General features: G+C 55.7%; 20 protein-coding genes and 2 pseudogenes. 13 read left to right on the top strand and 9 right to left on the bottom strand.

Going from position 1 to position 22,152, the window contains the following annotated elements; genetic code table 11:
* Nucleotides 1-62: 62 nt before the first annotated feature.
* The 11 genes from ACPOL_RS32990 (at nucleotide 63) to ACPOL_RS32935 (ending at nucleotide 9,815) form a co-directional block, all read left to right on the top strand.
* Nucleotides 63-458 carry a TrbC/VirB2 family type IV secretion system protein gene (locus ACPOL_RS32990; protein WP_161557724.1) on the top strand — a complete coding sequence of 132 codons (396 nt, stop codon included), beginning with the start codon at nucleotides 63-65 and terminating at the stop codon, nucleotides 456-458.
* A gap of 88 nt (nucleotides 459-546) precedes the next feature.
* The gene (gene trbD, locus ACPOL_RS32985; protein WP_161557723.1) at nucleotides 547-834 is read left to right on the top strand and encodes a conjugal transfer protein TrbD; all 288 of its coding nucleotides are present in this window, start codon (nucleotides 547-549) and stop codon (nucleotides 832-834) included.
* A gap of 3 nt (nucleotides 835-837) precedes the next feature.
* A complete protein-coding gene (locus ACPOL_RS32980) occupies nucleotides 838-3,327 on the top strand; it encodes a VirB4 family type IV secretion/conjugal transfer ATPase (protein WP_114211574.1) in 2,490 nt (829 codons plus the stop codon).
* Nucleotides 3,305-4,030 (top strand): P-type conjugative transfer protein TrbJ, encoded by a 726-nt coding sequence (trbJ, locus tag ACPOL_RS32975; RefSeq protein WP_114211573.1) that lies wholly within the window; start codon nucleotides 3,305-3,307, stop codon nucleotides 4,028-4,030. The genes ACPOL_RS32980 and trbJ overlap by 23 nt, the downstream gene beginning before the upstream one ends.
* 370 nt (nucleotides 4,031-4,400) lie before the next feature.
* Nucleotides 4,401-4,721 (top strand): hypothetical protein, encoded by a 321-nt coding sequence (locus ACPOL_RS32965; RefSeq protein ID WP_114211571.1) that lies wholly within the window; start codon nucleotides 4,401-4,403, stop codon nucleotides 4,719-4,721.
* Nucleotides 4,722-4,745: 24 nt separating this feature from the next.
* On the top strand, nucleotides 4,746-6,044 hold the full coding sequence (trbL, locus tag ACPOL_RS32960) for a P-type conjugative transfer protein TrbL (RefSeq protein WP_114211570.1): 1,299 nt from the start codon (nucleotides 4,746-4,748) through the stop codon (nucleotides 6,042-6,044).
* Between the two features lie 3 nt (nucleotides 6,045-6,047).
* Nucleotides 6,048-6,776: a VirB8/TrbF family protein gene (locus ACPOL_RS32955; RefSeq protein WP_114211569.1), complete on the top strand. Its 729-nt coding sequence runs from the start codon at nucleotides 6,048-6,050 to the stop codon at nucleotides 6,774-6,776.
* Nucleotides 6,773-7,939, top strand: a complete 1,167-nt coding sequence (trbG, locus tag ACPOL_RS32950) for a P-type conjugative transfer protein TrbG (RefSeq protein ID WP_114211568.1) — start codon at nucleotides 6,773-6,775, stop codon at nucleotides 7,937-7,939. The genes ACPOL_RS32955 and trbG overlap by 4 nt, the downstream gene beginning before the upstream one ends.
* Nucleotides 7,940-7,948: 9 nt before the next feature.
* Nucleotides 7,949-9,262: a TrbI/VirB10 family protein gene (locus ACPOL_RS32945; RefSeq protein WP_114211567.1), complete on the top strand. Its 1,314-nt coding sequence runs from the start codon at nucleotides 7,949-7,951 to the stop codon at nucleotides 9,260-9,262.
* A complete protein-coding gene (locus tag ACPOL_RS35655; protein ID WP_114211588.1) occupies nucleotides 9,198-9,368 on the top strand; it encodes a TrbI/VirB10 family protein in 171 nt (56 codons plus the stop codon). The genes ACPOL_RS32945 and ACPOL_RS35655 overlap by 65 nt, the downstream gene beginning before the upstream one ends.
* Nucleotides 9,369-9,458: 90 nt before the next feature.
* Nucleotides 9,459-9,815: a hypothetical protein gene (locus tag ACPOL_RS32935; protein ID WP_150133243.1), complete on the top strand. Its 357-nt coding sequence runs from the start codon at nucleotides 9,459-9,461 to the stop codon at nucleotides 9,813-9,815.
* A gap of 1,523 nt (nucleotides 9,816-11,338) precedes the next feature.
* Here the strand turns inward: ACPOL_RS32935 and ACPOL_RS32920 are convergent.
* Together ACPOL_RS32920 and topA are read right to left on the bottom strand one after the other, a co-directional pair.
* The gene (locus tag ACPOL_RS32920; RefSeq protein ID WP_114211563.1) at nucleotides 11,339-12,349 is read right to left on the bottom strand and encodes a replication protein RepA; all 1,011 of its coding nucleotides are present in this window, start codon (nucleotides 12,347-12,349) and stop codon (nucleotides 11,339-11,341) included.
* A 48-nt stretch (nucleotides 12,350-12,397) separates the two neighbouring features.
* A complete protein-coding gene (gene topA / locus ACPOL_RS32915) occupies nucleotides 12,398-14,398 on the bottom strand; it encodes a type I DNA topoisomerase (RefSeq protein ID WP_161557722.1) in 2,001 nt (666 codons plus the stop codon).
* 108 nt (nucleotides 14,399-14,506) lie between these two features.
* On the opposite strand from topA, the pseudogene ACPOL_RS35840 reads away from it, so the two are divergent.
* A pseudogene (locus tag ACPOL_RS35840) lies at nucleotides 14,507-14,800 on the top strand (HNH endonuclease); the annotation flags it as partial.
* A 208-nt stretch (nucleotides 14,801-15,008) separates the two neighbouring features.
* On the opposite strand, the gene ACPOL_RS32905 reads toward ACPOL_RS35840, so the two are convergent.
* Both ACPOL_RS32905 and ACPOL_RS32900 read right to left on the bottom strand, forming a co-directional pair.
* Complete coding sequence (locus ACPOL_RS32905) at nucleotides 15,009-15,842, bottom strand: BON domain-containing protein (RefSeq protein ID WP_114211561.1); 834 nt, start codon at nucleotides 15,840-15,842, stop codon at nucleotides 15,009-15,011.
* Between the two features lie 52 nt (nucleotides 15,843-15,894).
* A complete protein-coding gene (locus tag ACPOL_RS32900) occupies nucleotides 15,895-16,680 on the bottom strand; it encodes a hypothetical protein (RefSeq protein WP_114211560.1) in 786 nt (261 codons plus the stop codon).
* Between ACPOL_RS32900 and ACPOL_RS35365 the strand changes: the two genes are divergently transcribed.
* Entirely contained in the window at nucleotides 16,679-17,293 is a 615-nt protein-coding gene (locus tag ACPOL_RS35365; protein ID WP_161557721.1) for a CPBP family intramembrane glutamic endopeptidase, read from the top strand. The genes ACPOL_RS32900 and ACPOL_RS35365 overlap by 2 nt on opposite strands.
* Nucleotides 17,294-17,368: 75 nt before the next feature.
* On the opposite strand, the pseudogene ACPOL_RS36775 reads toward ACPOL_RS35365, so the two are convergent.
* The 5 genes and pseudogenes from ACPOL_RS36775 to ACPOL_RS32870 form a co-directional block, all read right to left on the bottom strand.
* Nucleotides 17,369-17,848, bottom strand: a pseudogene (locus ACPOL_RS36775) (transglycosylase SLT domain-containing protein); the annotation flags it as partial.
* A gap of 11 nt (nucleotides 17,849-17,859) precedes the next feature.
* Nucleotides 17,860-19,077 carry a carbon-nitrogen hydrolase family protein gene (locus ACPOL_RS32885; RefSeq protein ID WP_114211557.1) on the bottom strand — a complete coding sequence of 406 codons (1,218 nt, stop codon included), beginning with the start codon at nucleotides 19,075-19,077 and terminating at the stop codon, nucleotides 17,860-17,862.
* Nucleotides 19,074-19,673, bottom strand: a complete 600-nt coding sequence (traF, locus tag ACPOL_RS32880) for a conjugative transfer signal peptidase TraF (RefSeq protein ID WP_114211556.1) — start codon at nucleotides 19,671-19,673, stop codon at nucleotides 19,074-19,076. Before traF ends, ACPOL_RS32885 begins: the two co-directional genes overlap by 4 nt.
* Nucleotides 19,657-20,085 (bottom strand): single-stranded DNA-binding protein, encoded by a 429-nt coding sequence (locus ACPOL_RS32875; protein WP_114211555.1) that lies wholly within the window; start codon nucleotides 20,083-20,085, stop codon nucleotides 19,657-19,659. Before ACPOL_RS32875 ends, traF begins: the two co-directional genes overlap by 17 nt.
* A complete protein-coding gene (locus ACPOL_RS32870; RefSeq protein ID WP_114211554.1) occupies nucleotides 20,085-22,094 on the bottom strand; it encodes a type IV secretory system conjugative DNA transfer family protein in 2,010 nt (669 codons plus the stop codon). Before ACPOL_RS32870 ends, ACPOL_RS32875 begins: the two co-directional genes overlap by 1 nt.
* Nucleotides 22,095-22,152 lie beyond the last annotated feature (58 nt).

Raw genomic sequence — 22,152 nt, 5'->3', positions numbered from 1 at the left:
AACCGAGGTTCGCGCAAACTGAGTGCCAGAGCGCACTAGGAGGTAGGTAAAGGATGAATCGTATGGGTGCTTTGCTTGTGAACCGCCGGGCCATACTCCGGACAGGTTTGTTGATGTTCGCTGTCGCGGTGGTTTTCTCCACTGGGGCTTTTGCTGCGGAGAACGGAAACAATCTTCCGTGGGAAGGTCCGCTTACGACACTGGTCACATCCTTGACAGGTCCGGTCGCCTACGCGATTTCGGTGGTGGCGATCGTCGCGCTCGGAGCTACGCTGGCATTTCGCGGCGGAGAGATGGGCGAGAGCATGGCGGGGCTTCTGAAAGTAGGGATTGCGGTGTGCTGCGTTGTGTTCGCGGCACAGGTGATGGCCAGTTTCATTGGGCAAGCCGCAGAGATCGCGGGCGCGAATCCTGTAAGGGACCTGGGCTCGCAGATGATCGGAATTCTGCGGAGTTAAGCGGTCTATATGCCTAACGGAGGTTGGTCGATTTTAACCAGCCTCCATTCTTTTGTGAGGTGATATGCAGGAGCCGGAACACACAATCATGCGAACGTCGTTGAGCCGACCGCAGCAGCTTCTCGGAGGCGACCGGGAGATGGTCATCATGGCCGGCTTGTTGGCCGCTTTGATGGCTGTGTGCGTTATGACATTTACGTCCTTTCTTCTAGCGGTGCTTGGGTTTGGAGCCGCTGTAGCTTTGTTTGCCCGCATTGGAAAGGTCGATCCGCTGATGAGGAGGGTCTACTCGCGGCATTTGCAGTACAAGGATTTTTATCCCGCGAAGGGCTCGATTGTAATTTACGCCAAGCCTGCAAAACGTAGTTGGAGGTAAAGCATGTTCGGCGAGACAAGGAAACAGGCGCAGGGGCTGGGAGACCTGCTTTTGTGGTTCGGGTTGGTCGATGACGGCATCGTGTTGCAACGGGACGGCTCGCTTTTGGCGACGTGGGAATATCGTGGCCCGGATTTGCTCGCTGCGACTCACGCTGAGATGGCCGCGGTGGCAAAGCGGCTGAATCGTATCTTTCGGCTGGGAAGCGGCTGGATGATTCAGGTGGATGCGTTTCGGAGTTTTTCGAGCGGTTATGCGCCTGCAGGCGCTTTCCCGGATCATGTGACAGCGCTGATAGATCGAGAGCGAAGGGAACAGTTTGCGCAAGAGGGAGCGCATTTCGAGAATGAATATTTCCTAACTCTCTCCTATATGCCTCCCGTCGCCGCGGTTGAGAAGATCCGGGGGTTCATGGTGTCCGGAGGGCCGGACGGGGATGAGAGAGACCGCGCGGGGTCGAGGGCTGGCGATGAGGCAATTCGGTTCTTTAAGGCGAAGACTGGGCAGTTTGAAGATGTGTTTGCTTCTCAGTTTCCGGTCAATCGTCTGAAGACGAAGACGACTCCCTTTGGGGACGGCTATGAGCGTGTTGACGATGAGTTGCTTACTTTTTTGAGGAGATGTGTGACTGGTGTGAAAGCGCCGGTGTTGCAGCCGGAAATTCCGGTCTTTCTGAATGATCTGCTCGCGATGGAGGACTTTCGGGGTGGCATGGAGACGATGATGGGAGATCGCCATCTTCGTACGTTGTCGATCGACGGATTCCCGCGGTCCACTTATCCAGGTGCACTTTCGATCATCGATACGGTGGGGTGCGAGTATCGCTGGAACACAAGGGCGATCCTGATGGATCCCGCCGAAGCGCAAGGGTTGATTGGAAAGATTGGAAGGAAATGGCAGTTCCAGCAACGAGGGTTGAAGGACCAGATATTCAAATCGAAAGGAGGAGGTCAGGTAAATCAGTTCGCGATGACGATGGCGGCTGATTCCGATGGTGCGTTGGCCGAAGCGACCTCGGGCGAGGTGCAATTTTGCTATTTCTCTTCTTCGATTGTGTTGCAGCAAAAGGACAAACGTTTGCTAGAAAATCAGATCGGCGAGTTTCGAAAGGTTCTGGTGAATCGCGGCTTCGGGGTGCGGGTGGAGGACATTAACGCCGTCGATGCATTCCTTGGTACGCTGCCGGGGAACGGGGTTGCACAGGTGCGGCGGGTGATAGCGCACACCCGGAATTACGTCGACTTGATGCCGATTTCAGCGGTGTATGCCGGAGAGAAGGTCAATCCTTCGCCCTTGATGCCTCCAAATTCTCCACCTTTGCTTTTCGCGGCGACCCAAGGAGGAACGCCATATCGGTTCAATCTTCACGACAATGACGTTGCGCATACCCTAATCGTCGGGCCTACGGGCGCGGGGAAGTCGGTGCAATTGGCGCTTACGGTGGCGCAATGGTTTCGGTATCCGAAGGCGCGGGTCTTCGCCTTTGACAAGGGCCACTCTTTGTTCGCTCTGTGTACGGCGGCGGGTGGGCGTTTTTATGACATTGGGGAGGGTGGATTATCCTTCCAACCGCTGCGCGATATTGACGATGACGCAGAATTCGGGTGGGGGCAAGAGTGGGTAGAGACGGTGCTGCGGATGCAAGGCTTAGAGGTCGGCCCACGGGAACGGAACCTGGTACATAGCGCTTTGCGCCAGCTTGCGACTGCGCCGCGTGAGCGCCGGACACTGACGGAACTGGAAGCCAACCTTCAAGACGCCGACTTGAAAGCGGCTATCGAGCCGTATGTCATCGACGGCGCCTTGGGCGGGATGCTCGACTCAAAGAACGACGGCCTGAGAGATTCACGGTTCGTTGTTTGCGAGATGGAGACGCTTTTGAGCGGATCTTATGGCGAGGCGACGGTGATGGCGGTCCTTCTTTACTTGTTTCGGCGAATGGAAAGAATGCTGGATGGAAGCCCGACATTGGTGCCGATCGACGAAGCGTGGTTGTTTCTGAAGCATCCGGCCTGGCGCGACAAGATTCAAGATTGGTTGAAGACTCTGCGAAAGAAGAACGCGGCAGTCGTCTTGGCAACACAGAGCATCTCGGATGTTAAAGATTCTCCGATCGCAGCGACTATTCTGCAGAGTACCGCAACGAAGATCTACTTACCGAACAGTGAAGCTGGCAACGAGGGGATGCGGCAGTTCTATGAGTTTGCAGGGCTTAACAGTCGGGAGATCGAGCTTCTTCAGGGAGCGACGCCGAAAAGGGACTATTACGTCGTTCAGCGGCTTGGCCGGAGGATGATTTCGTTTCGTCTGGGTCCTGTCGCGTTGGCGTTCCTTGGAGTGTCCGGACAGCGCGACCGAAAGCGGATCGAGGAGCTGGTGGCCGAGCATGGATCCGACTGGGTTCGTGTATGGATGCTTGAACGCCGCGTAAGCAAAGGTTGGGTCGATTACTACAAAGGAGAGGTGACTTATGAATTGCAAATGGCTGTATAAGGCGACAGGCGCTTTCACGGCTGGCGCGCTGTTAGGAACGTCGGCCTTTTTCCCCTCGCGGGCTCACGCCGCTGCGGGTCTGTTCGCGACCGAGTACACGCAGATCCTCAATTATGTACAGCTCTTCGGGCAGTTGGAGAAGCAGGTTACGATGGTCGAAAATCAGTTGAAAGAGCTGACTAACATGGCTACGCAGGGCGTGACGATAACCGATCAATTGTTCGGCTCCGTGGTGAATGACATTAGCAGCCTGCGGCAGATCGTGAGCACTGGGCAATCGTTGGCGTACACCTTGACGAACATGGACGCGCAGTTCAAGGTTCGATTTCCAGGGTATGCTCCGTCGACAAACTATGGTCAGTCCTATCAGCAGTGGAGCCAGACGAGCCTCGATAGTATTCTTGGCGCTTTGAAGGCTGCCGGTCTGCAGAATACCCAGTTCGACAGCGAGGCAGCGACGTTGAATTCGCTCCAGGCGCAGAGCCAGAGCGCGGTAGGGCGGATGCAAGCGCTTGAGGTGGGTAATGAGATCGCGGACAACGAGGCCCAGCAGCTTCTGAAGCTGCGCCAACTCATGATGGCGGACATTCAGAGCAAGGCGGCCTTCCAGAGCGCGATGATCCAGCAACAGGCAACCGATCAAGCAAATTCGGACGCATTTTTCGCCCCGAACCAGGTGACCAGCGACGGAGTCAGTTTTTAGTAGTGGGGCGTTGATGACTTTTTCAGATATCTAACTGGGTTAGAGACTTAGCAGGCTGGAGTACTTATGTGTGGCAGTCCTTTACATGAATTGCTTCAATCGTTGTTCGGCCCTTTCGCTCTTTTGCTGGCAATAGTTGGCGTTGTTTCAACCGGGTTGTGTCTCTTGCTTGGCTGGAGAAAACTGGATAAATGGAACAGACAGCTAGTATGTGTGGTATTCGGCGAATTCTCGTGTTTTCTGATGCTTGAAATCATGAATATGCTTTTTAAGTGGGTTGTAATAGACAACAACTTCGGGGCGTTGTGCTAGGAGTGAAATGGGCAGGCCAAGGGTGTTCTTACGTTCGCTTAACTAGAAAAGGGGGAGTATGCGTATCTTGCGTGTGCATCTGGCGTTGGCGATGTGCGTAGTGGGAGTGGGCTGCCGCCATGTCGAGGGAAGTCCGATTGTGACGGCTTATCACCGTGCGGGCGGGGGAGATATCGATCGTTCAACTGTGGCTGGAATAGGGTCGTTTTTGTCCAGCCACGATCAGTTGAGGACCGAACTGACGCCATTGTGCGAGAAGCGGCGCGCGACCGCGCCCGGCGATTGGTCGACCACGGACGAAGGGAAGGTTTGCGATGCTAACGCGCAGGCCAATTTCTTCGGCAAGAATGCAGTGAAGTCGGACGGGAAGGCTTTTTAGGGTTTATCGGCGCGAAGGGGGACGATGGGCAAGCGGGCGTTGTTCTGGGGCGTGTGTCTGGCGATGGTGTGGACGGCGAGTGCCCACGCCCAGAGCCAAGTGGACATTGGAACGACGTTCGGGGAGATCCAGAACGCCGCCAACGCATGGATCCCTACGATGGTAAGGGAGGCGAGTTTCTTGTTTTACGCTTTGGCTTCTCTCGACTTCGCCTGGTCCGCGCCATCTTTTTTGCGCGAGGGGGATTTCATGGGATTGTTCTTGAGCCTTATCAAGAAGCTCCTGGTGATCTCCTTTTTCTACGCGGTTTTGATTAATGGGCAGGTGTGGATCCCGGCTATTGTGAATAGTTTCGCTGAGCTGGGCGCAAACTCGGCGGGAGTATCGCTTGTCCAAAATCCTTCAGACATTATGGCCCAGGGCATCAACCTGGTCGCGAAATTATTCGCGCAGATCAGTGCGGTGAATTTGGTCACCCAGCCACTCGGGGCTCTGACTACCGTTCTTGCGGCCTGCATTATTCTTCTGTCCTACGTCATTATCACGCTGCATTATGTCGTGACGAAGCTCGAAGCGGTGATTGTGATGAGCGCCGGGTACATATTCCTCGGGTTCGGGGGCAGCCGATGGACTGCGCCCTACTTTGAAAGGTACGTGTCACTCGCGGTGAGCACCGGAGTTCGGCTGATGCTGATCTACCTAATGCTGGGCGTGTACACGACCATTTCGGGAAACTGGGTCGCGGCGATGAACGGCTACTCCGGGGCGCAGCCCATTACGCAGATATTCCCTACGCTGATGTCGATGCTGTTGTTCGCGTTCGCGTCCTGGATGATCCCGAAGATGGCGGGTTCTATAGCGTCGGGCACATTGGGAACGGGAGCGGCCGATCTGGTCGGGATCGGCGCTGAAATTGGGAAGGGAGCTGCGTTAGGGGCCGCGACCGTGGCCGCGGCAGTAGCGACAGGAGGTGCGGGGGCCGTCGTCGAGGGAGCGATGGCGGCGACAGAGACGGCAGGAATGGCGGCTGAGGCGGGGGTCTCCTCTTCTGTTTCTGGGAGCGCTGCCTCTGGAGCGGCGGCGACGGCAGATTCTGCGGGCGCGTCCGGCGGGAGTGTCCCGGCTCCGCCACTGACATCCGTCGATGGCGGTGAGGCGGCAGTTTCAGCGCCGCCAGCACCTCCCGCGCGCGCGGAGTCGGGAGGAGGTTCATCCTCGAGCAGTTCAGGGACTCCTGCAGGGAACAAAGCCGATATCCAAATTCCGGACGATGGGAGCGGGCACGTTTCGTCTCCGAGAATTCAGATTGAGAGAGAGGAGTAAAGAGTGGCAAACGAGACGACGAGGGTTTTGACACCATACATTCGCGCCCGCCAGGAATGGGATGAGCGCTTTGGCGACCAAATCAAGAGCAGGAACAACTGGAGGCTGGCAGCTTTTCTTTCGATGGGAACGACGTTCTTCTGCGTCGTTGGGATGGTGGCGATTGGCTACCGCTCGAATACAGTGCCGTATGTGGTTGCTTTGGACGAAGTGGGGCGCTCGGTTCCCGTTATGCCGGCCAAACAAGTTGCGGTCAAGGATGTGCGCTTGCAGGAAGCTGTCGTGGCGAGGTGGGTGACAGACCTGCGGACGGTTGTGGCTGATCCGGTGGCGCAACGTCGTCTGATCGATGATGTGTACGCGCACACTGGGCAGTCTTCGGCCGCCTCCGGAGCGATCACCGATTTCTTTTCGAAGACTTCACCGTTTGAGCTCTTGAAGAAGCAGACGGTGGATATCTCAGTGGAGTCAATCGTGCAAGAGTCACCACGAAGCTATGAGGTGGTCTGGTCGGAAGTGACAAGGGACCTGTCCGGAAACTTTGTGGCGAGCAGGAAATTTAGGGCGTTTGTGACGGTCGTGACGCAGGAAGTGACAGATGCGCGTCAGGCCTTGGTCAATCCATTGGGACTCTACGTGACAAACCTCACGCTAGGGGAAGTGGTGAGTCCGAATGCGGGCAGCTCGGCTGGCACCGGACACGACAACTATGCGAACGGAGGGTCGCGATGATCGGAACATTCTTTTTGGCGGCGCAGATAGCGGTGACGGCGGGACAGGCGTCGTCATCGCCTGGTCTCGATCAACAGCATAAGCAGGAGTTATCACAGTATCCCCTCAAGAGCGCGGTGGGGGCGCTCTCTGCAACCGGAGGGTCAACGGCGGCAAAGCCAAACGCGAGCGCTCCGCTTGCCCCTATACCGCCGCTTCAGGTGCCTCCTTTAGTGAAGGCGTCTCCTCCATCGAGCCAAGGAACAGGTGCGCGAGCTAACGATAAGGGGAGCGCAGTCCCCCTGGGATGGAAGCCGCCTCACTCGGAGTTGACGGAAACCGCGTTGAAGGCCGCGGTGGTGTCGGAGAACTGGCAGAATACGTTGGCGTCGGCGACCGCAGGCTCCGACGGGAGGGTTCTCTATATTTTCGGACAAGGCATGCCTGTTTTGGTCTGCGCCCCGCTGCGAGTTTGTGCGGTGGAGTTGCAGGCGGGAGAGCACCTGCAGAGCCCTCCGCAGCTCGGTGATACACGGCGCTGGGAAATTACTCCTGTGATGTCGGGAGGCGGCTTGGATACGACTCCGCTTTTAGTGGTTAAGCCTGTTGAGCCTGGACTCGAGACTGATCTGATTATTCCGACCGATCGAAGGACGTACGTCATCAAGCTGATATCGGATTCGGAGCGCTTCGTTTCAAGGATGGCTTTTGAATATCCTAGCGACGTGAAGGAAAAGTGGGCCTCGTTTCAAGCTCAACAGGATGCCGCGAAGCATGAGGCGGAGATCCTCGCGGAGCAAGAGAAGGCCAAACAGGAAGCGAAAGACAAGGCGGCGGGTGTTGTGCCGCTGGCCGATAACGCGATCGACAATCTCTACTTCGACTATAAGGTGAGCGGAGATCCGGCCTATGCCCCTGAGCGGATTCTGGATGATGGTCAGCACACGTATTTGATCTATCCAGACGATCATCGCTTCCGCGAGCTGCCCACTCTGTTGATGGTGGTACATGGGAAGACGGAGCTATTAAATTTCCGCGTCGACGGTTCTCGATACATTGTCGATCGGCTATTCGACAAAGCGCTGCTTGTCGTCGGAGTGGGGAAAAAGCAAGCGAAAGTGACGATCACCAGAGGAGTCCCATATAGGCAGGGCAACGGCAACGATGGGGCGAAGAGGAGCTGACCTGTGGAGATGGAAGAGCAGAGAAAAGCTGTGGATCTGGAAGCACCTGAAGCGGATCCCACGCAGGAAGAGATACGAGCCAGGGCACAAACCGACAAGGTAGTAAACGGCGCGAACGGGGGTATGGCACCTCCGGCCAAACGCTTGAGGCGGTGGGCGATCTTCGCCGGATTACTCATCATAGCTGGGGTTTCTCTATATATGCGTCACGGGATGAGTAATCGCAGCAACAAGCAAAAGAAGGCAGAGGATACTTTAAAGGTCGGCACAGGCCCCGCGACGATCGTCGAGAAAGGACTGCTTTCCAATCAAGCGAGAAATGGCTTGGATACTGGGGAATCGCATCTTCCGGAGGGCATCGGCTCTCGATCCAGTATTGTAGCGGGCAGGGACGCTGGGGCGGGCTCTGCTACAGGAGTACCTCCGATCGAGTACAAGCAAACGCCGGTCGGGGTCGCGGCGGACGGTTCTCTTTCTTACGCGGAGCAGCGTCGTCTTGAAGAATACAAGCGGGAGCGGGAGGCGATGGAAGCGCCGACGGCGGCGAAAGGAGTCAACGTTAGCGAGGCGAAGACGGAGGAGCGGCAAGACGATCCGATGAAGACGCTGCAAAATGCGCTTATAAATACCCGCTTCGGGCAGGGCGCTGGATCGTCGAGCGGCAATCCACTGACTGCGCTTCAGGTGGCAGCGGGGACAAGCCCGGCGTCGGCCCAATTGTCTGAGCAGCGCAGCGATTTCGAGCGCCAGAACGATCAAAGGGACAAAGAAAACTTTTCGTCTCGGAAACAGGATGTGGAGTATTTACAACGCGACCGGACGGCAGCAAAAGGAGTTTTCGAAGTAAAAACGGGATGGCTGATTCCGGCGGTGCTGGAGCAGGAGCTTAATTCGGACTTGCCTGGCCTGATCCGAGCCCTCGTCCGGGAAAGTGTCTACGATTCGGTGAGTGGCAAATACATTTTGATCCCCGCAGGTAGCACCTTGATCGGCATCTACAACTCTCACGTGGGGTACGGGCAAAAGGCGCTGCAGGCGATCTGGCAGCGCGTGATCTTCCCGGACGGCAGCTCGATCTCGCTTGGAGGTTTCGAGGGGGACGACGCGCAAGGCGCGGCGGGTTTTCGAGACAAGGTGGATAATCATTGGGCCCGCTTAATTTCCGGAGCGCTATTGACTTCCGCCTTTGCGTCCGGAATACAGTTGAGCCAAGGCACGAAGTTCGTCGGTTTTTCAGACGCAGAGCCTCTCGCAAGAAATCGGCCAACAGGTTGGCCAGCAGGTCGGCCAGCTCGGGACCGAGGTAACGCGGAGGAACCTTAACATTCAACCTACCATTATCGTCCGGGCGGGTTACCGCTTTTTTGTGAGAGTCGAGAAGGATATGCTATTCGCGGGGCCATACGCACCAATGGTGGCCACCCCATGAGAAAGATATTTCTGGGTCGGATAGTTCTTGACGGTCAAAAAAAGGAAAGTAAACCGAGAGGGGCAACGGTGGACGCCGGAGAGCAAAGCGTTGACACTGAGGCTCCCGGAGGATTTAAAAGACGCGATCATTGCCGAATCGCATATGAGGGGCGACTTGGCCAAAGTACTTTTGTTCGCATTGCGTCATGTGAATCGCGGCGATATCCAGGTCTCAGATGCCCGCCGAGCGGATGGATTGGCTTTGGCTGCTCCCCAGATGATTTACATCGGGGCGAAGGCCAGGGGGGAACTGAAGCAGTGGGCGGAAGAGGAAGGCGTGAGCCTGAATTTGTTGATGATCGAAATCTTGACGATTTTTTTCCGCGATTTCCGGCGAAGCAAGCAGCTTCGCGATGAGCTTCGCTCGGAGATAAAGCTGCTCCGGGGAAAACCTATCCTTGAGTGACTTTTCTTAGGGCAGTCTCCAGCTCGTCGACAGTTTGAAAATATCCAGATTGCGGGTTTCGTCCGTCTTCAGGCTAAAGAGAGCTTCCAGCTCCCATAAAGCATTCTTAAACTCACATTGAAGGACCTGCGCTTTGGCGAAGGCGGTATCTTTCTGCCCAAGAGCTGTGGTCAATATGTCGGAAGCGCAAGCGGGCATGGTTGAATATCCTCGCCCCCTGTGGGGAAAGCAATGTTATGGTCGGCTGCGTGATTCCAAGCCATTTATGTGAAAAGTACCATCCAAATAACATTTTATGCAATGTACTATTCATAGCATGATTGTGTTTGGGCAGGCCCTTCGACGCGGGGGGCATGCAAATTTCGATTCGATCTCGAAAAACCGGAAATAAAGATAGCGGCCCGGATTTGTTTAGGCGCCACGCGCCTGATCCCCTCTTTCTGGGGGAGCCGTCCTGTATCTTTTGGACGGCGTGGGGGTCACCCACCGACAGCTTCCCGATTGGACAGTCGGTAGAGTTCCCGTAAATGCGAGACCGTGACTGGAATCTAGATGGAACGAAGATGGAATCGAGAAGGTCAAAGGTGGGCGGAAGGCATTCGTTCGTTGACGGTGAGGCTTCCGGATGATGTGCGGGCGGAGTTGCTCGAGGAGTCTCGGGTCAAGGGGGATCTCACTGCTTCTCTCAACGCTGGGTCATCAAGGATAAAAAAGGTCAGGAAAGGCCGCAGGAGCCTTTTGGATGCGCAAAATGGTTGTAGAGGGCACAGAGCGGTCAGGGGCCGCGCAGCGGCCTTGCTGGTAGCCTAGAGCGGTATTTGGTAGAGCAAAGTCAACGTGGTTCAAGAACCCCACCCTCATTAGGAAAGGTTTTTCCATCCGCCTTTTTGTTGCTTTTCCATCCGCCTTTTGGGTTATTGGGGCGAAGTTGATTTTTGTTCACAACCGGAAGTTGCTACTACAGGTTAGATATAGGTAAAGAAATACAGGTTTAAAAGCTACAGGAGGACGTATATCTCTTCTGAAATGAAAACGATACGGAGATATTGTCGACCATTTATGCGTGGAAAATCGGGGTTTGTCGACCAATTATGCGTAAAGAGGACAAGTTGTGTCGACCAGTTATGCGTAGGGACGTCGATCATTTATGCGTGGAAAACGCGATCTTCCACCTGGGGCGGTGCAAAGTTTCCGTGGTGTGTGGGTTAATGCGGACATGAGCTGGAGCTTGCGTCGACCATTTATGCGTAGACTACGGAGGGCGGAACTGGGACTTGCGTCGACTATTTATGCGTAGACTGCGGAGGGCGGAACTGACTTGCGTCGACCATTTATGCGTAGACTGCGGAGGGCGGAACTGACTTGCGTCGACCATTTATGCGTAGACTGCGGAGGGCGGAACTGACTTGCGTCGACCATTTATGCGTAGACTACGGAGGGCGAAACTGGACTTGCGTCGACCATTTATGCGTAGGTTGCGGAGGGTGAACTAGACTTGCGTCGACCATTTATGCGTAAGGGACTTAGGATGAGCTGGAGACGCTGGTGGGACTGGGGAAGAGATTAAGATACTCGCCGTCATCGCTTGCGTGAACATGCAAGGAAGGCCAATAAAACTTGATTTCTTCGAGCTGCGTCAGCGTCTTTTTCTTGAAGGCGTATCGACCGCTGCGGGTATTCGCGTAGCCGCATCCAAGCTGTTCATAAATGCTGTTCTCTCCGAAGAAGCGGATGGGAGTTTTTTTGTCGTTCGTCTTCATTCGATAGGTGAGCCAGAAATAGAGATCGAGGGCGAGGGGTGAATTCTGGATGCCGTTTACGATCCGCCAGTCGATCGGTACGGCTGCGCGGACTGTGGCCTGATAAAACCTATCGTCCAAAACGATCGTCGACTGCCATATCTCGTCGGGGTTTTTCCCGGTTTGCGGCTCCCACATGTCGATGGTGTCGGCGATGTTCATCATGCCGACCATTCGGCGAGTGCCGGTGGTTGTTCCTACTGTATCTTTTCCTTTTCTGATGATCGTGATGCTGGAAGTGAAGAGGCGATATGCTTGCTCTTTCATCCGGGTCACTGTGCCGTTCTTGCCGCCGGTCACGGCCATTCCGAGCTCATCCCGCAGGAAGGTGCTGAGATTGGTTCCGAGATGGATAGTCTTGGTCTTCTTCAAGACCGCTTGGCTGCTGACGTAAGCTAGAATGAGTCTCGGAAGAATGCCCCAGGGAACTCCTCCATCTTCTACCAATGAATTGATTCGGATGGTCAGGTCGCCGTTCTCACGTTTGTAGGAAGTTATTCCCTCGCCGGGATTGGAGTGAGGCAAGCCGAACTGCGCCAGCAGTCGCGCTATGTGGCCCATGCTGCCGATGTCCTGGGAGGGGAAGTCGAGAATGTCTTGACGAAGAGCGAGCCGTTTGTCGAGCTTGGTTGCCATCTCAGGGAAAAGCGAGTCTTGGCGTTTGATGTGCCGGGCCATTTTAGTCGCCGATTTCGGTTCCTTTCTGGCTGCGGTACTCCGCGATCCTGTATGCATTCATTGCCTCCTTTTCATTTGGGTAAGGCTACATCATTCGTAAACGTTTCATTTAGGAAATGTGAAGGTGGTGCGCCAGTTGGTGTTCGATGAGCACATAAGGATGGCGTCGAAAGGCTTGCCCTGCTTATTGACGAAGCCCTTGATGATGCCCGTTTCTCCCTTAGTACATAGGGTCTCAATCTGTTTGTCCGTCAACTTTTTCTTGGCGATGGTGCGGTTGATAGAAAAGGTGCAACCGTCTCGGTAGCGAGTACAGCTGAAGAACTCTCTGTCATTGGGACGGCGGAGCTGGCCGCTCTTGCACTTGGGACAAGGGATGCCGCTTTCGGCGGCTTCCGCGCCTCCTGTGGGCCTTTGCAAAGCTGGTTGCGGTTGGATATTGAGAGCGCCGAGTTCGGTCTTGAGACGGGTGTCAAGCGTCGAGACAACTGAAAGGTAACTTGTCTTGCCTGCGGCGATATCGTCAAGTTCCTGTTCCAACGATCGGGTGTAGTCATATTCCACGAAGGCGAAACGGCCAGTTAGAGAGTCGATGAGCAGTTTAGCGAGGTCTGTGGCCACGAGAATCTTCTTGCTGTCGTCCAGATAACCGCGGGCGATGATGTTCTTGAGAATCAAGGGGTAAGTTGATGGCCTACCGATGCCCTCGCTTTCTAGTTTCTTGATGAGGCTGGCTTGGGTGTAACCGTTGGGGGGTTTGGTCTGTTTATTGAGGACCGTGGTGCTCGTCGACGTGATGGAGGTGCCGATCGGCAAGGCGGGAACGTTACCGTTCTCGTCTCCTTGCGTTTCTCGTTCTTCGGCGGTGTGTTGGTCGGCCTCCTCTGCGGCGTCGATAGCGGTTAGAATGCGCCAGCCGGGGGCGGTGAGAGTGCGGCCGGTCGCTTTGAAGACGAAGATCTTGCCGCCGTGTTGGGCCTCAAGACGCAAAGTGTTGACGGAGTATTCGGCGTCGGCGAGTTGCGAGGCGACGGCGCGAGTCCAGATGAGCGAGTAAAGCTTCTTTTGATCGTCGCCCTCGCCGGCGTTGCGGTGCTCCAGGTGCGTCGGGCGTATGGCTTCATGGGCCTCCTGCGCGGTCTCTTTGGTTTTCCATGTCCGGGGGTTGGGCGGAAGGGGCCAATGATTGGCCGCCACGTGGTCTCTGATTTCGGAGAGGGCTTCTGTGGAGAGATTTTGGCTGTCTGTTCTGTGGTACGTGATAAGCCCTTGCTCGAAGAGTTTTTGGGCAAGCATCGCCGTGAGGTCGGGCTTGAAGTTGAGAGTGACGCTGGCGGCTTGCAGCAGAGTGGCTGTGGTGAAGGGGGCAGGCGGCGCCTGAGTGGCCGGCTTGGTGGCCGCGTCCGCAACGCGAAAGGTCCGGCAGGCGGCGGCTTGTCTCGCTAAGTCGCCATCAAAAACATATTTGCTACCGCTTTGCAGGAACGGTTGGGTATCCCATTGGGCTTTCCACTTTCCGTCCTCGAATATGGCCTCGGCCCCAAAGTGCTTTGTAACCGTGAAGTTCTCGATCTCACGCTGGCGGTCGACTACAAAGCGGACGGCAGGAGTTTGGACGCGGCCCGCGCTCAGGCCAGCTATCCCAGTCTGACGGGAAAGTATTGGCGATACCTGGTAGCCCACGAGCCGATCTGCGCCGCGCCGCGCTTCCTGGGCACGGACCAGGTTCATATCGATCTGACGGGGGCGTGTAAGTGCTGTTTTGATGACTGTTTCTGTAATGGCGTCGAAGGTGACGCGGTGGTAGCTTTTGAGGGCCAAGGCTTCTTTGAGATGCCACGCGATTGCCTCGCCTTCACGGTCGGGGTCGGTTGCGAGGTAGATGGCATTGGCACGGGCAGCGCGGGGTTTCAAGCCGTCTACGACATTTTTGCCTGTCGTCCCGGTCCGCTCGACGAAGTGGTATTCAAGTTTGTAGTCGGGTGGGGCGAGGCCGAGGCCCTTCGCTGGAAGATCGCGGATATGGCCGATGCTTGCGGCGACATCCCATCCGGAGCCAAGAAGAGCTTTGATTTTCTTGACCTTGTTCGGACTCTCTACAATCATTAAATTCATGTTCGACCCAAGATAGTTCTTTCTGGGGAAAGTGTATGTGAAAGGTGCATTGCATACAAGGGGCCAGAGAGGTCCTTAAAAGGGAGAGGCGAGGGGAAGATGAGACAATTTGCGACGCAGCTTCCGCAGAAGTCTGTCCAACGGGCTTTCGCTTGCCCTTGTGGACGGATGGATATCGTTGCGCGAGGTTTGTGCGCGGTATGTTACGCGCTGAAACGGAGGGACAAAGAGTATTTTGGGGGCCTTCGCGAGGAAGTGCTTCGCAGGGATGGACGATGCTGTCAGGTATGCGGCCGGCCAGGATTTTCGAGGCGATCGATAGTGGTACACCATCGAAAACCTCGACACTCGGTGGCCAGATGGATGATTGCGCTGTGCCCAGCATGTCATGCGATGGTGCATCGGCTTAGATTGGTGCGGAGACTAATGCCTGCTCTCCTTCTGACGCTATGGCGTGAGCAGCATCCGAACGGAGTGGAGCAACTGGCGTTAGATTTCAGCGGCAACAAGAGTGCTCTCACTGAGCGGACGCTTTTTTGAGGAAATGAAGCGAGTCAATGCAGAAGTGAGTGTGATTGGTTGCATAGCATTGCAATGTGTCCTAATTGGATTGGGATTTAGAAGAATGATCGAGCGTCGCTTTTCCACTTGCCGCCTGCCGATATACGGGTTTGCCGCCACTGAACTCGACTGGTATCTCCGTCACAGTTGAACTCTCAAACCGCAACGCAGTCTGAGGCGGTAGTTCGATCTGCCTTCCAAGCTGAAGAGTTCCAGTGCCTTTCACCCTGGTAGAGAGAGGGATGGTGCTTATCGGAACGTCTACAGCTTCGTTGTTCGACCCGTTGACCCGGACGGCCATGAGGCTAATGGTGAGCATAGGCAAACCATGCAGCTTACTTGCGGACTTGGCTTCGATGACGTGGCCGAGGACGGGTGTGCCTGCCGGAAGCAAGGGGTAGCCAGAGCAATAGACTGCAGAGCTAACAACCCCGTGGAACGTATCGCCCACTTTCGCTGTCTCAGTACTGACATAGTCGTCTAGTCGGATGGCGAGAATGGAGTGATTGGGAAGGCTGAGTGTTCTCGTCTCGCGGGGAAGGGGAGCGGGTGGCTCTTGAGTCAGCATCGAGCCGACAATAAGGTTATTGAGGACGGTTTTTACGCCTTCAAGTTGGTCCGTTTCGGTTGACGCGAGAATGCGCGCCGCGGAGTTGGGGACGCTCCCGGTTAGAGTGACCGTGCCGTTGTGCGCCGTCGCCTGGATAGTCGCGTCTTGAAAGGCAGCTTCGGCGAATAGCGTCTGATTGACCTTGGCGGCGAGAGCGTCATCACTGATGGACTGCGCGGCGAGAGGGGTTGTTATTGCAGTAGGCGCCGAGATAATGAAAGAGGCAGCGACTGCGAAGTGAAGACTGGAGAAACGAAGCGGCATCGAAAGGGAGTCTCCTTGGTTGAATTTGATGACAATGGCGTGGCTTAGGTGGTTATAAAAATAATCCCGGCAAATCGCGATCTAGGCTGCGACGGTGATGGAACAAATCTCCCCTTGATGTGCTGTGCCGGGCTCGATCATCGTCGGAGGCGAGCATGACAATTCGCCTGAAGTAGCCGCCCGAGCCTTCCGCTTCGGCGCTGCGTTCAGGGGCGAGCTCGGGACCTTCATCTTCTCGGGCAGCCCAGCTTAGGCTCAGGTTGTTCTTGCGGGCGAGCTGGTTGGCGAATTCATGAAGAGTGAGCGGAGTTCCGGTGTCGAATGGTTCAAGTTCGGCTATGTCGTGGATGAGGGTGGAAGCGCGTTCTGACCAGTCTTCGGGGGATTTCCCTTGCAAATAATTGACGGGTGGAAGCGTATCGAGAATGGCGCTGACTGAGCTTTCGACGTCGTTTCGGTAGCTAGGCGCACTGTGAGGTACGTCACCGAAAAGAGAAGAGTGGATGCGCTCGAGATGGCAGGAATCGAATCCTCCGACAAGAGGAGTGGTTTGGAGGATGACGAACTGGATTAGTGTGAGATCATCTTGCGCTGTGTGTGGATCGTCTGGGACGGCTGATGGCGGGCGCGGTGCGACGGCGTCCGCGTCGGTGTTATTGTCGAGGCGAGGACGAGAATGGTAACGTTCGTAAATCTCGTCGAGCGTCATCTCGCCGTTTTCGTAGGCGGAGAGATTTGCTAACAGAGCTGGCGACGGGTGTTGCCCCAAGAGATGAACTACGTTCATGCAGGAGGCTACCATCTGAAGGCGGAGATTTTGTTCGATGGGAAGTATCATGAGTCTCTCTTTCGGTGGGTTAAGTGCGCTCGAATCCTTGTTGTTGGTATGGTTGGCAGTCTGGCTGATTGCGGTCGTCAGTTATGGGGTTCCGATATGGTGGGTGATCGCGTTTTGCGGTCTGAGTTTTTGTGCGTTGACGTGGAGAATGGCGCATGTGGGTGCGTTGGCAAAAATTGGCTTGAAGCCAGCCGACGTAATGTTCTCGTGGATCGCTGTAGCTGCTGCGGTCGGAGTCTTCCTCGGCTTCTGGCTGTACGTGAAGATGTGGCATTTGCCTGTCTACGGACCGGTACCTCTTATTAGGTTCGTGTGGAGCGTGGGAGTAGCGCCCTTGAACGAGGAGCTGGTCTTTCGAGGACTGCTGTTTTCGTTTTTGGAGAAGCAACTGCTCCGGTTGGGTGACGGCGTTTTTGCTGGGATTGCAGCAGTTCTGATTGCCGGGCTTATATTCGGCGTCATGCATAGTCGTAGCGGCGTCTATCTAGCGTTCACGGTGACGGCGGGATGCGTCTACGGACTGCTCCGATGGCGGAGCGGCAGCGTTTTGCCGGCGGTGATCTGCCACGCTTGTTTGAATGTTTTGGTTCTGAGCGCCTTCAGGCGAGGGTGAAGGTACCGAGGATTGGTGAGCGCGTAAGGCGGCCAGGAGATGGGACACGTAACCGTTATCGATGCCGAGTTCAGAATCGCCGGTATTGTAGCGGGAGAGCGCGTGAAGTAGAGCGATACGGCCTTCCCCTCTACGCCTGGCTTCGAGGGCATAATCCTCTTCGAGAATCGACCAGCCAACTTTGAGGTTCGTGCATGGATCTAGCAGCCTGGCTGGTTCGATTCCTCGCGCGCGAGCCTTTTTGCTGCTCACTTGCATCAAGCCGATGTCAACAAAGATGTGGTAGTCGGCGAAGAAGGACAACCACTGTCGGGCTTCAATAGCGGTAGCGGGTTGTCGGGCCAAACGGAGGGTTCCGGAGGGCAGGCCCCAGATACGCAGGAGATGCTTCGGGAAATCTATTTGAAGGGCATTGGGATTACCGGATGATTCTGTATGTATAAGCGGCAAGAGAGTTGAAGGCTGGGCCTCTGGGACGCACTCGGCGCGGATGCGCTCGATGTCGAGGGCCTGTGAGACAGCCGCGCCTGCAGAGCCGACACTCAAGAGGAGCACGAGTATCAGTTTCACTGGTTAACGGCCTCATAAAGCGGAAGGGACCAAAGATCGGCCCAGCTTTGAGCGTTGTTGTGTTGGATGGCGGGCACGGCGGTCCCGTTCGCCCAGCGGATATTGGATGGAGCGATTAAGGCAACTGGATCGCGGGCGAGGGTTTTTAGAACGATCCACGGAATGTCTTGCTCGTAGCAGGTAAGGATGCCGACGGTGTGGCCCCAAAGACGGATCGCGGAGGGATACGAGAGACGAAGCGGAAAGCCGTGAGTCGTGTCGAAGGGGAACCACATGCCGATCGGGATGGGTAGGCGTTGGACGTACGAGAGATGCTCTGAGTAGCCTCGGGAAAGCAGGATGTTGACGTTGGCGTCGGTGTTGGGGATTGGCGCAGTGGTGCCGATCAAGAGCGCGGTTTGAGTTTTTGCGAGCTGCGCGAAGAGCACGGACCAGCGTTTTTCATAAGTGGGTATCCAAACAGGAATGACAGATTCGGGCAGGATTACGATGCTTTTGGGGTGCTCTTGCGCGATCCTCTGCAATTCGAGGTCTTCAGTTGGAAGCACGGATAGAGATCGGAGGTCTCCGATTGGTAGGTCGAAATGCGTTCGTGCCGCATAGATGCGCGGATCTAGCACCGGTGGCTTGAAGGTCAAATGCGTGACGAGGGTGCACCCGGCGAGAAAAGAGAGCGCCAGGAGAACGTTCTTTTCGCGCGTCAGGAATATAACAATTGGCAATATTGCGATACCGATCCAGCGAGAACCGGGGAACCACATTCCGCAGGCATTGAGGGGATTGAGCGGATTGAAGAAGCCCAGCGGCGGCGACGTAGTAACGAGCACAATTCCTACGGTTGACAGGCCTTGATGCCGGGGATGGAAGAGGACTGTCCAGGGCAGAGCATTGAGAAAAGCTAACGATGCCCAGAGCACAATTGCCGTAGGGTGGGGGGGTCCCGCCCAATGATAGTTGTTTGCGGCAGAAAGCAGGCTGCGGGAGGCCAACCCGTAGTACGCGAGGGCGCTAAGAGTATCGATTCGGCAACGAGAGGCGAGGTAGAGGAGCGGGTAGAGAAACATGCCGTAGGCGGCAAGGCGGTCGCCAGTTCCGACGGCAGCTCCAAGGGCTGCACCACCGAACAACAACAGGACCGTGCATATGCGGGAATCGAGTCGCGGCGACCTCATAAGGAGGGGAGGAGAACCAGGTATGGTGAAGGCGGTTGTCATTTGCTCCCCGGATAGTGACGTTCGACGAGAAGGGGCGATAGCCACTGGCGAACAGATCGTATGGGTATGGGGCCGAAGTATCGGGAATCGAAGCTGCGCGGGCTGAAGTTGCTGACGGCCCAGAGTTCGCCGGGCACGACACGATACGACCCTTGCGGATAGGGGCGCAATAATTGGCCCTGCGAATCGCGCGTTATCGGCGCTGTCTTTGGGATCAAGGCACCGTTCACGGAGACCCCTGCGTCTGAGGTGGTTACAAGGTCTCCTGGCCAAGCGATGACCGGTTTGATGAGAGGCGCGAAGCCGTCCGGGCAAGAACGCATTGGCTCCCTGTAATTGGGCTCGCCCTTCATGGCCGGCCAGCGTATATCGGGGCAAAAGAAAACATAGATGTTGTGCGCATGAGCATCGATCTGTCGTTGGGAGACCTCCGAGTACCAGCCGAGCGGCGAGGAGTGCGTAAAGTTGAAGACGAGGCCGAACGCCAAGGTGCCGAGCAGAGACACTGCCGCGGTTCCGCCAAAAAGAATGGCGGCATAATGAAGGCTTCGATTGATACGAGAGGGAAAAGACACGCTTCTAAACAGGCCATTCATTGATGCTCTCCGTTAAGAACGCCGGGGTTTGTTTACTGTCGTTAGTTTGGCGAATTACGTTCTGGTGAATAGTCCGTTGCGCTTCGCGACTGGGGCGAGCTATGAGGAAAGCGCGAATGACATGGATCTCGAAGATGGTCGTATTTGAGGAGGCATCCGAGGCGGGAATCCTGCGAATGAGCTGCCCTGTGATATGGATGTTGTCGCCTTTGTCGAATGTCTTGGCGGTCGCCTGGCTGTCTCCGAAGAAGGTGAGAGGAATGAATTGCCGGTGCTCGACAGTCTTGCCTCTCGTGTCGTACTGCCAGCTTTGGGCCAGCCGTGCGCGGACGAACTGCCGCCCACCCGTCTCATCGACTGACGGTTTATCGGTTAGGTTGCCGGCCAGAATCACCTGGTTAAGAATTTCCATTATGTTGCCTCCTGCTGTATGGGAAGGGCGGCGGTCGCCGCCGCTACGATTGACTTGATGTTCACGCCGGGTGACTCGACCGGTTTAAAAGGGCGGCTTCGATCTTCGGCGGTTTGGAAGACGGGCGGCGATAGCTGGGTTCGCGCCAGCAAAGTGTCGTTGAGAAAGTAAAGGCTCTGGACGCCATAGATGGGCGCGACGCCGTTGATAAAGATCAACATGTCGCCAGGAGCAGTGATTTTGCTGTTTGGGTCGTTCGAGGCCTTCTGGGGTGGCTTGATTCTGCGGATTTCGTCGACAGTGATGAGCGGGCGAGATACTTGCTCGACGCTGCGAAAGATGTGTTTCAGGTAGAAGTCGGTGCGCGCTCCGCTGTAGTTAACCGTCTCTTTCTCGACTGTCATGTTCCCGCTTAACTCGGAGAGGTTTTTGCAGGTCTGGAGATTGTCGGTTTGGAAGGCCGCTTTGATGTAGCAGTTATCGGTGATCGATTCGTTCGGTCCGTATTCCTCGACGATCTGTGTGAGTGTCTGGGCTATAAGGTAGGGCTTGATTTTGTATCCGGCCATTAAGCTCATGGCGGACGCGAGGTTCGGTATTTTTTTCAACTCGGGAAACTCGTCAAGCATAAGAAGCAAGTGTTTTCGATTGGAGTCGAGTTGTTCCATGAGGCGGTTGAAAATGAGCTGGAGCATGAGGCGAACGAGGGGGCGCAGCCGGTCTCGATCCGGTTGCGGGACCTTAAAATAAAGGCTCATGGGCTTTTCGCCATACACGAGGTCGCGGATCTGGAAGTCGGAGTGCGAGACAGTCTTCATCACGATAGGGTCGTCATAGATAGTCATGGGAGTGACCACGCTCGATTGAATACTCGATGCCTCGCGGTCGGCCCGATTGAGCTGGCGTTGGACTGCCTTGCCTACAAAGGGATGGGTGTAGGTCAGCCGTCCATTCAAGTCCAGCCAGCGCAAGCGAGGGTTTGTCTTCCCGCCTGGCATGTGAATGGTGTTTTGCATCGTCGTGAGAACGCTCTTAAAATCCTCTCCGGGAGACGAGTAGAGGGCGAGTACATCGGGCAAGGTGACCTCTCGTGGAGTTTCGAGATTCCGGTATAGGTAGCCGAGATGGACAATGCCGGCGGAAACGAGGTCGACGGCTGCATCTTCAAAGTGTTTGTACATCGTCTCGTCGTTGCCGTGACGGACGACCGCGTTTGCGATGGTTTGCACGTCCGAAATCTCATAGTCGGTCTCCCAGCGGATTTCGGAGAGGGGGTTGTAGCAGCAACTCTCAGCGGGAAGAGTAGGAGCGAATTTCAGGACGCGCTGGCCGATCGCTGCTCTGAAGCCGGAAGTCTTGTCCCAGTTTTCTCCCTTGAGATCGTAGACAAAAACGCTTTGCCGCCATTGGCAAAGCGTCGGGATGATTGCGGAGACGCCTTTGCCGCTGCGACTGGGAGCAAAGAGCAAGACTGGTTCGGCTCCGGAGTGGATCAGATAATGGACCTGATTGGTTTTTGGATTCCGCCACCCACCGATGTAGACGCCATCTTGAGCGTCGAAAAGGCCCAATTTTTTAATGTCGTCTTGAGTGGCCCAAGCGGCGGAGCCGTGAATGTTCTGGAGGCTATCAGTACTTCTCCTGTCACGGAGGAGAGAAAGTACCCAATACCCAAGATAGGCTGCGAAGATCCCGCCGACAAAAGTGATACCGAAGGCTTCCCAAATCTCGCGGCGGACAACGGAGCCGATGAAACGGCTGCCTGCGTATTTTTTCCAGAGAACTAAACCAGCGTAGGGAGGGAAGATGCCGATGCCTTGATGCCATCCGAGCGGCTGGCCCATCTCGAGCGGGTTGCCGAGAGTGAAGGCGAGCCACTCGGTAGCCGCCCATGCGACCGTGGCAAATGCGAGCAGGGCTCCAAAAAGCGAGCTAAGATTGATACCGCCCTGCCATCGGGGGCGGGAGGGAAGTACGTAACCGGGAGGTGCTTGACGCGTCTTGCTCATTTCGTAGATATCCCTTTTCACTAAATTGTGAAGTGTACATTTCACACCAACTATAACC

Origin of the sequence: Acidisarcina polymorpha, assembly GCF_003330725.1 — a bacterium.
Classification (GTDB): domain Bacteria; phylum Acidobacteriota; class Terriglobia; order Terriglobales; family Acidobacteriaceae; genus Acidisarcina; species Acidisarcina polymorpha.
Note: the sequence above shows the minus strand (reverse complement) of the source record. Positions and strands in the feature narration are given on the sequence as shown.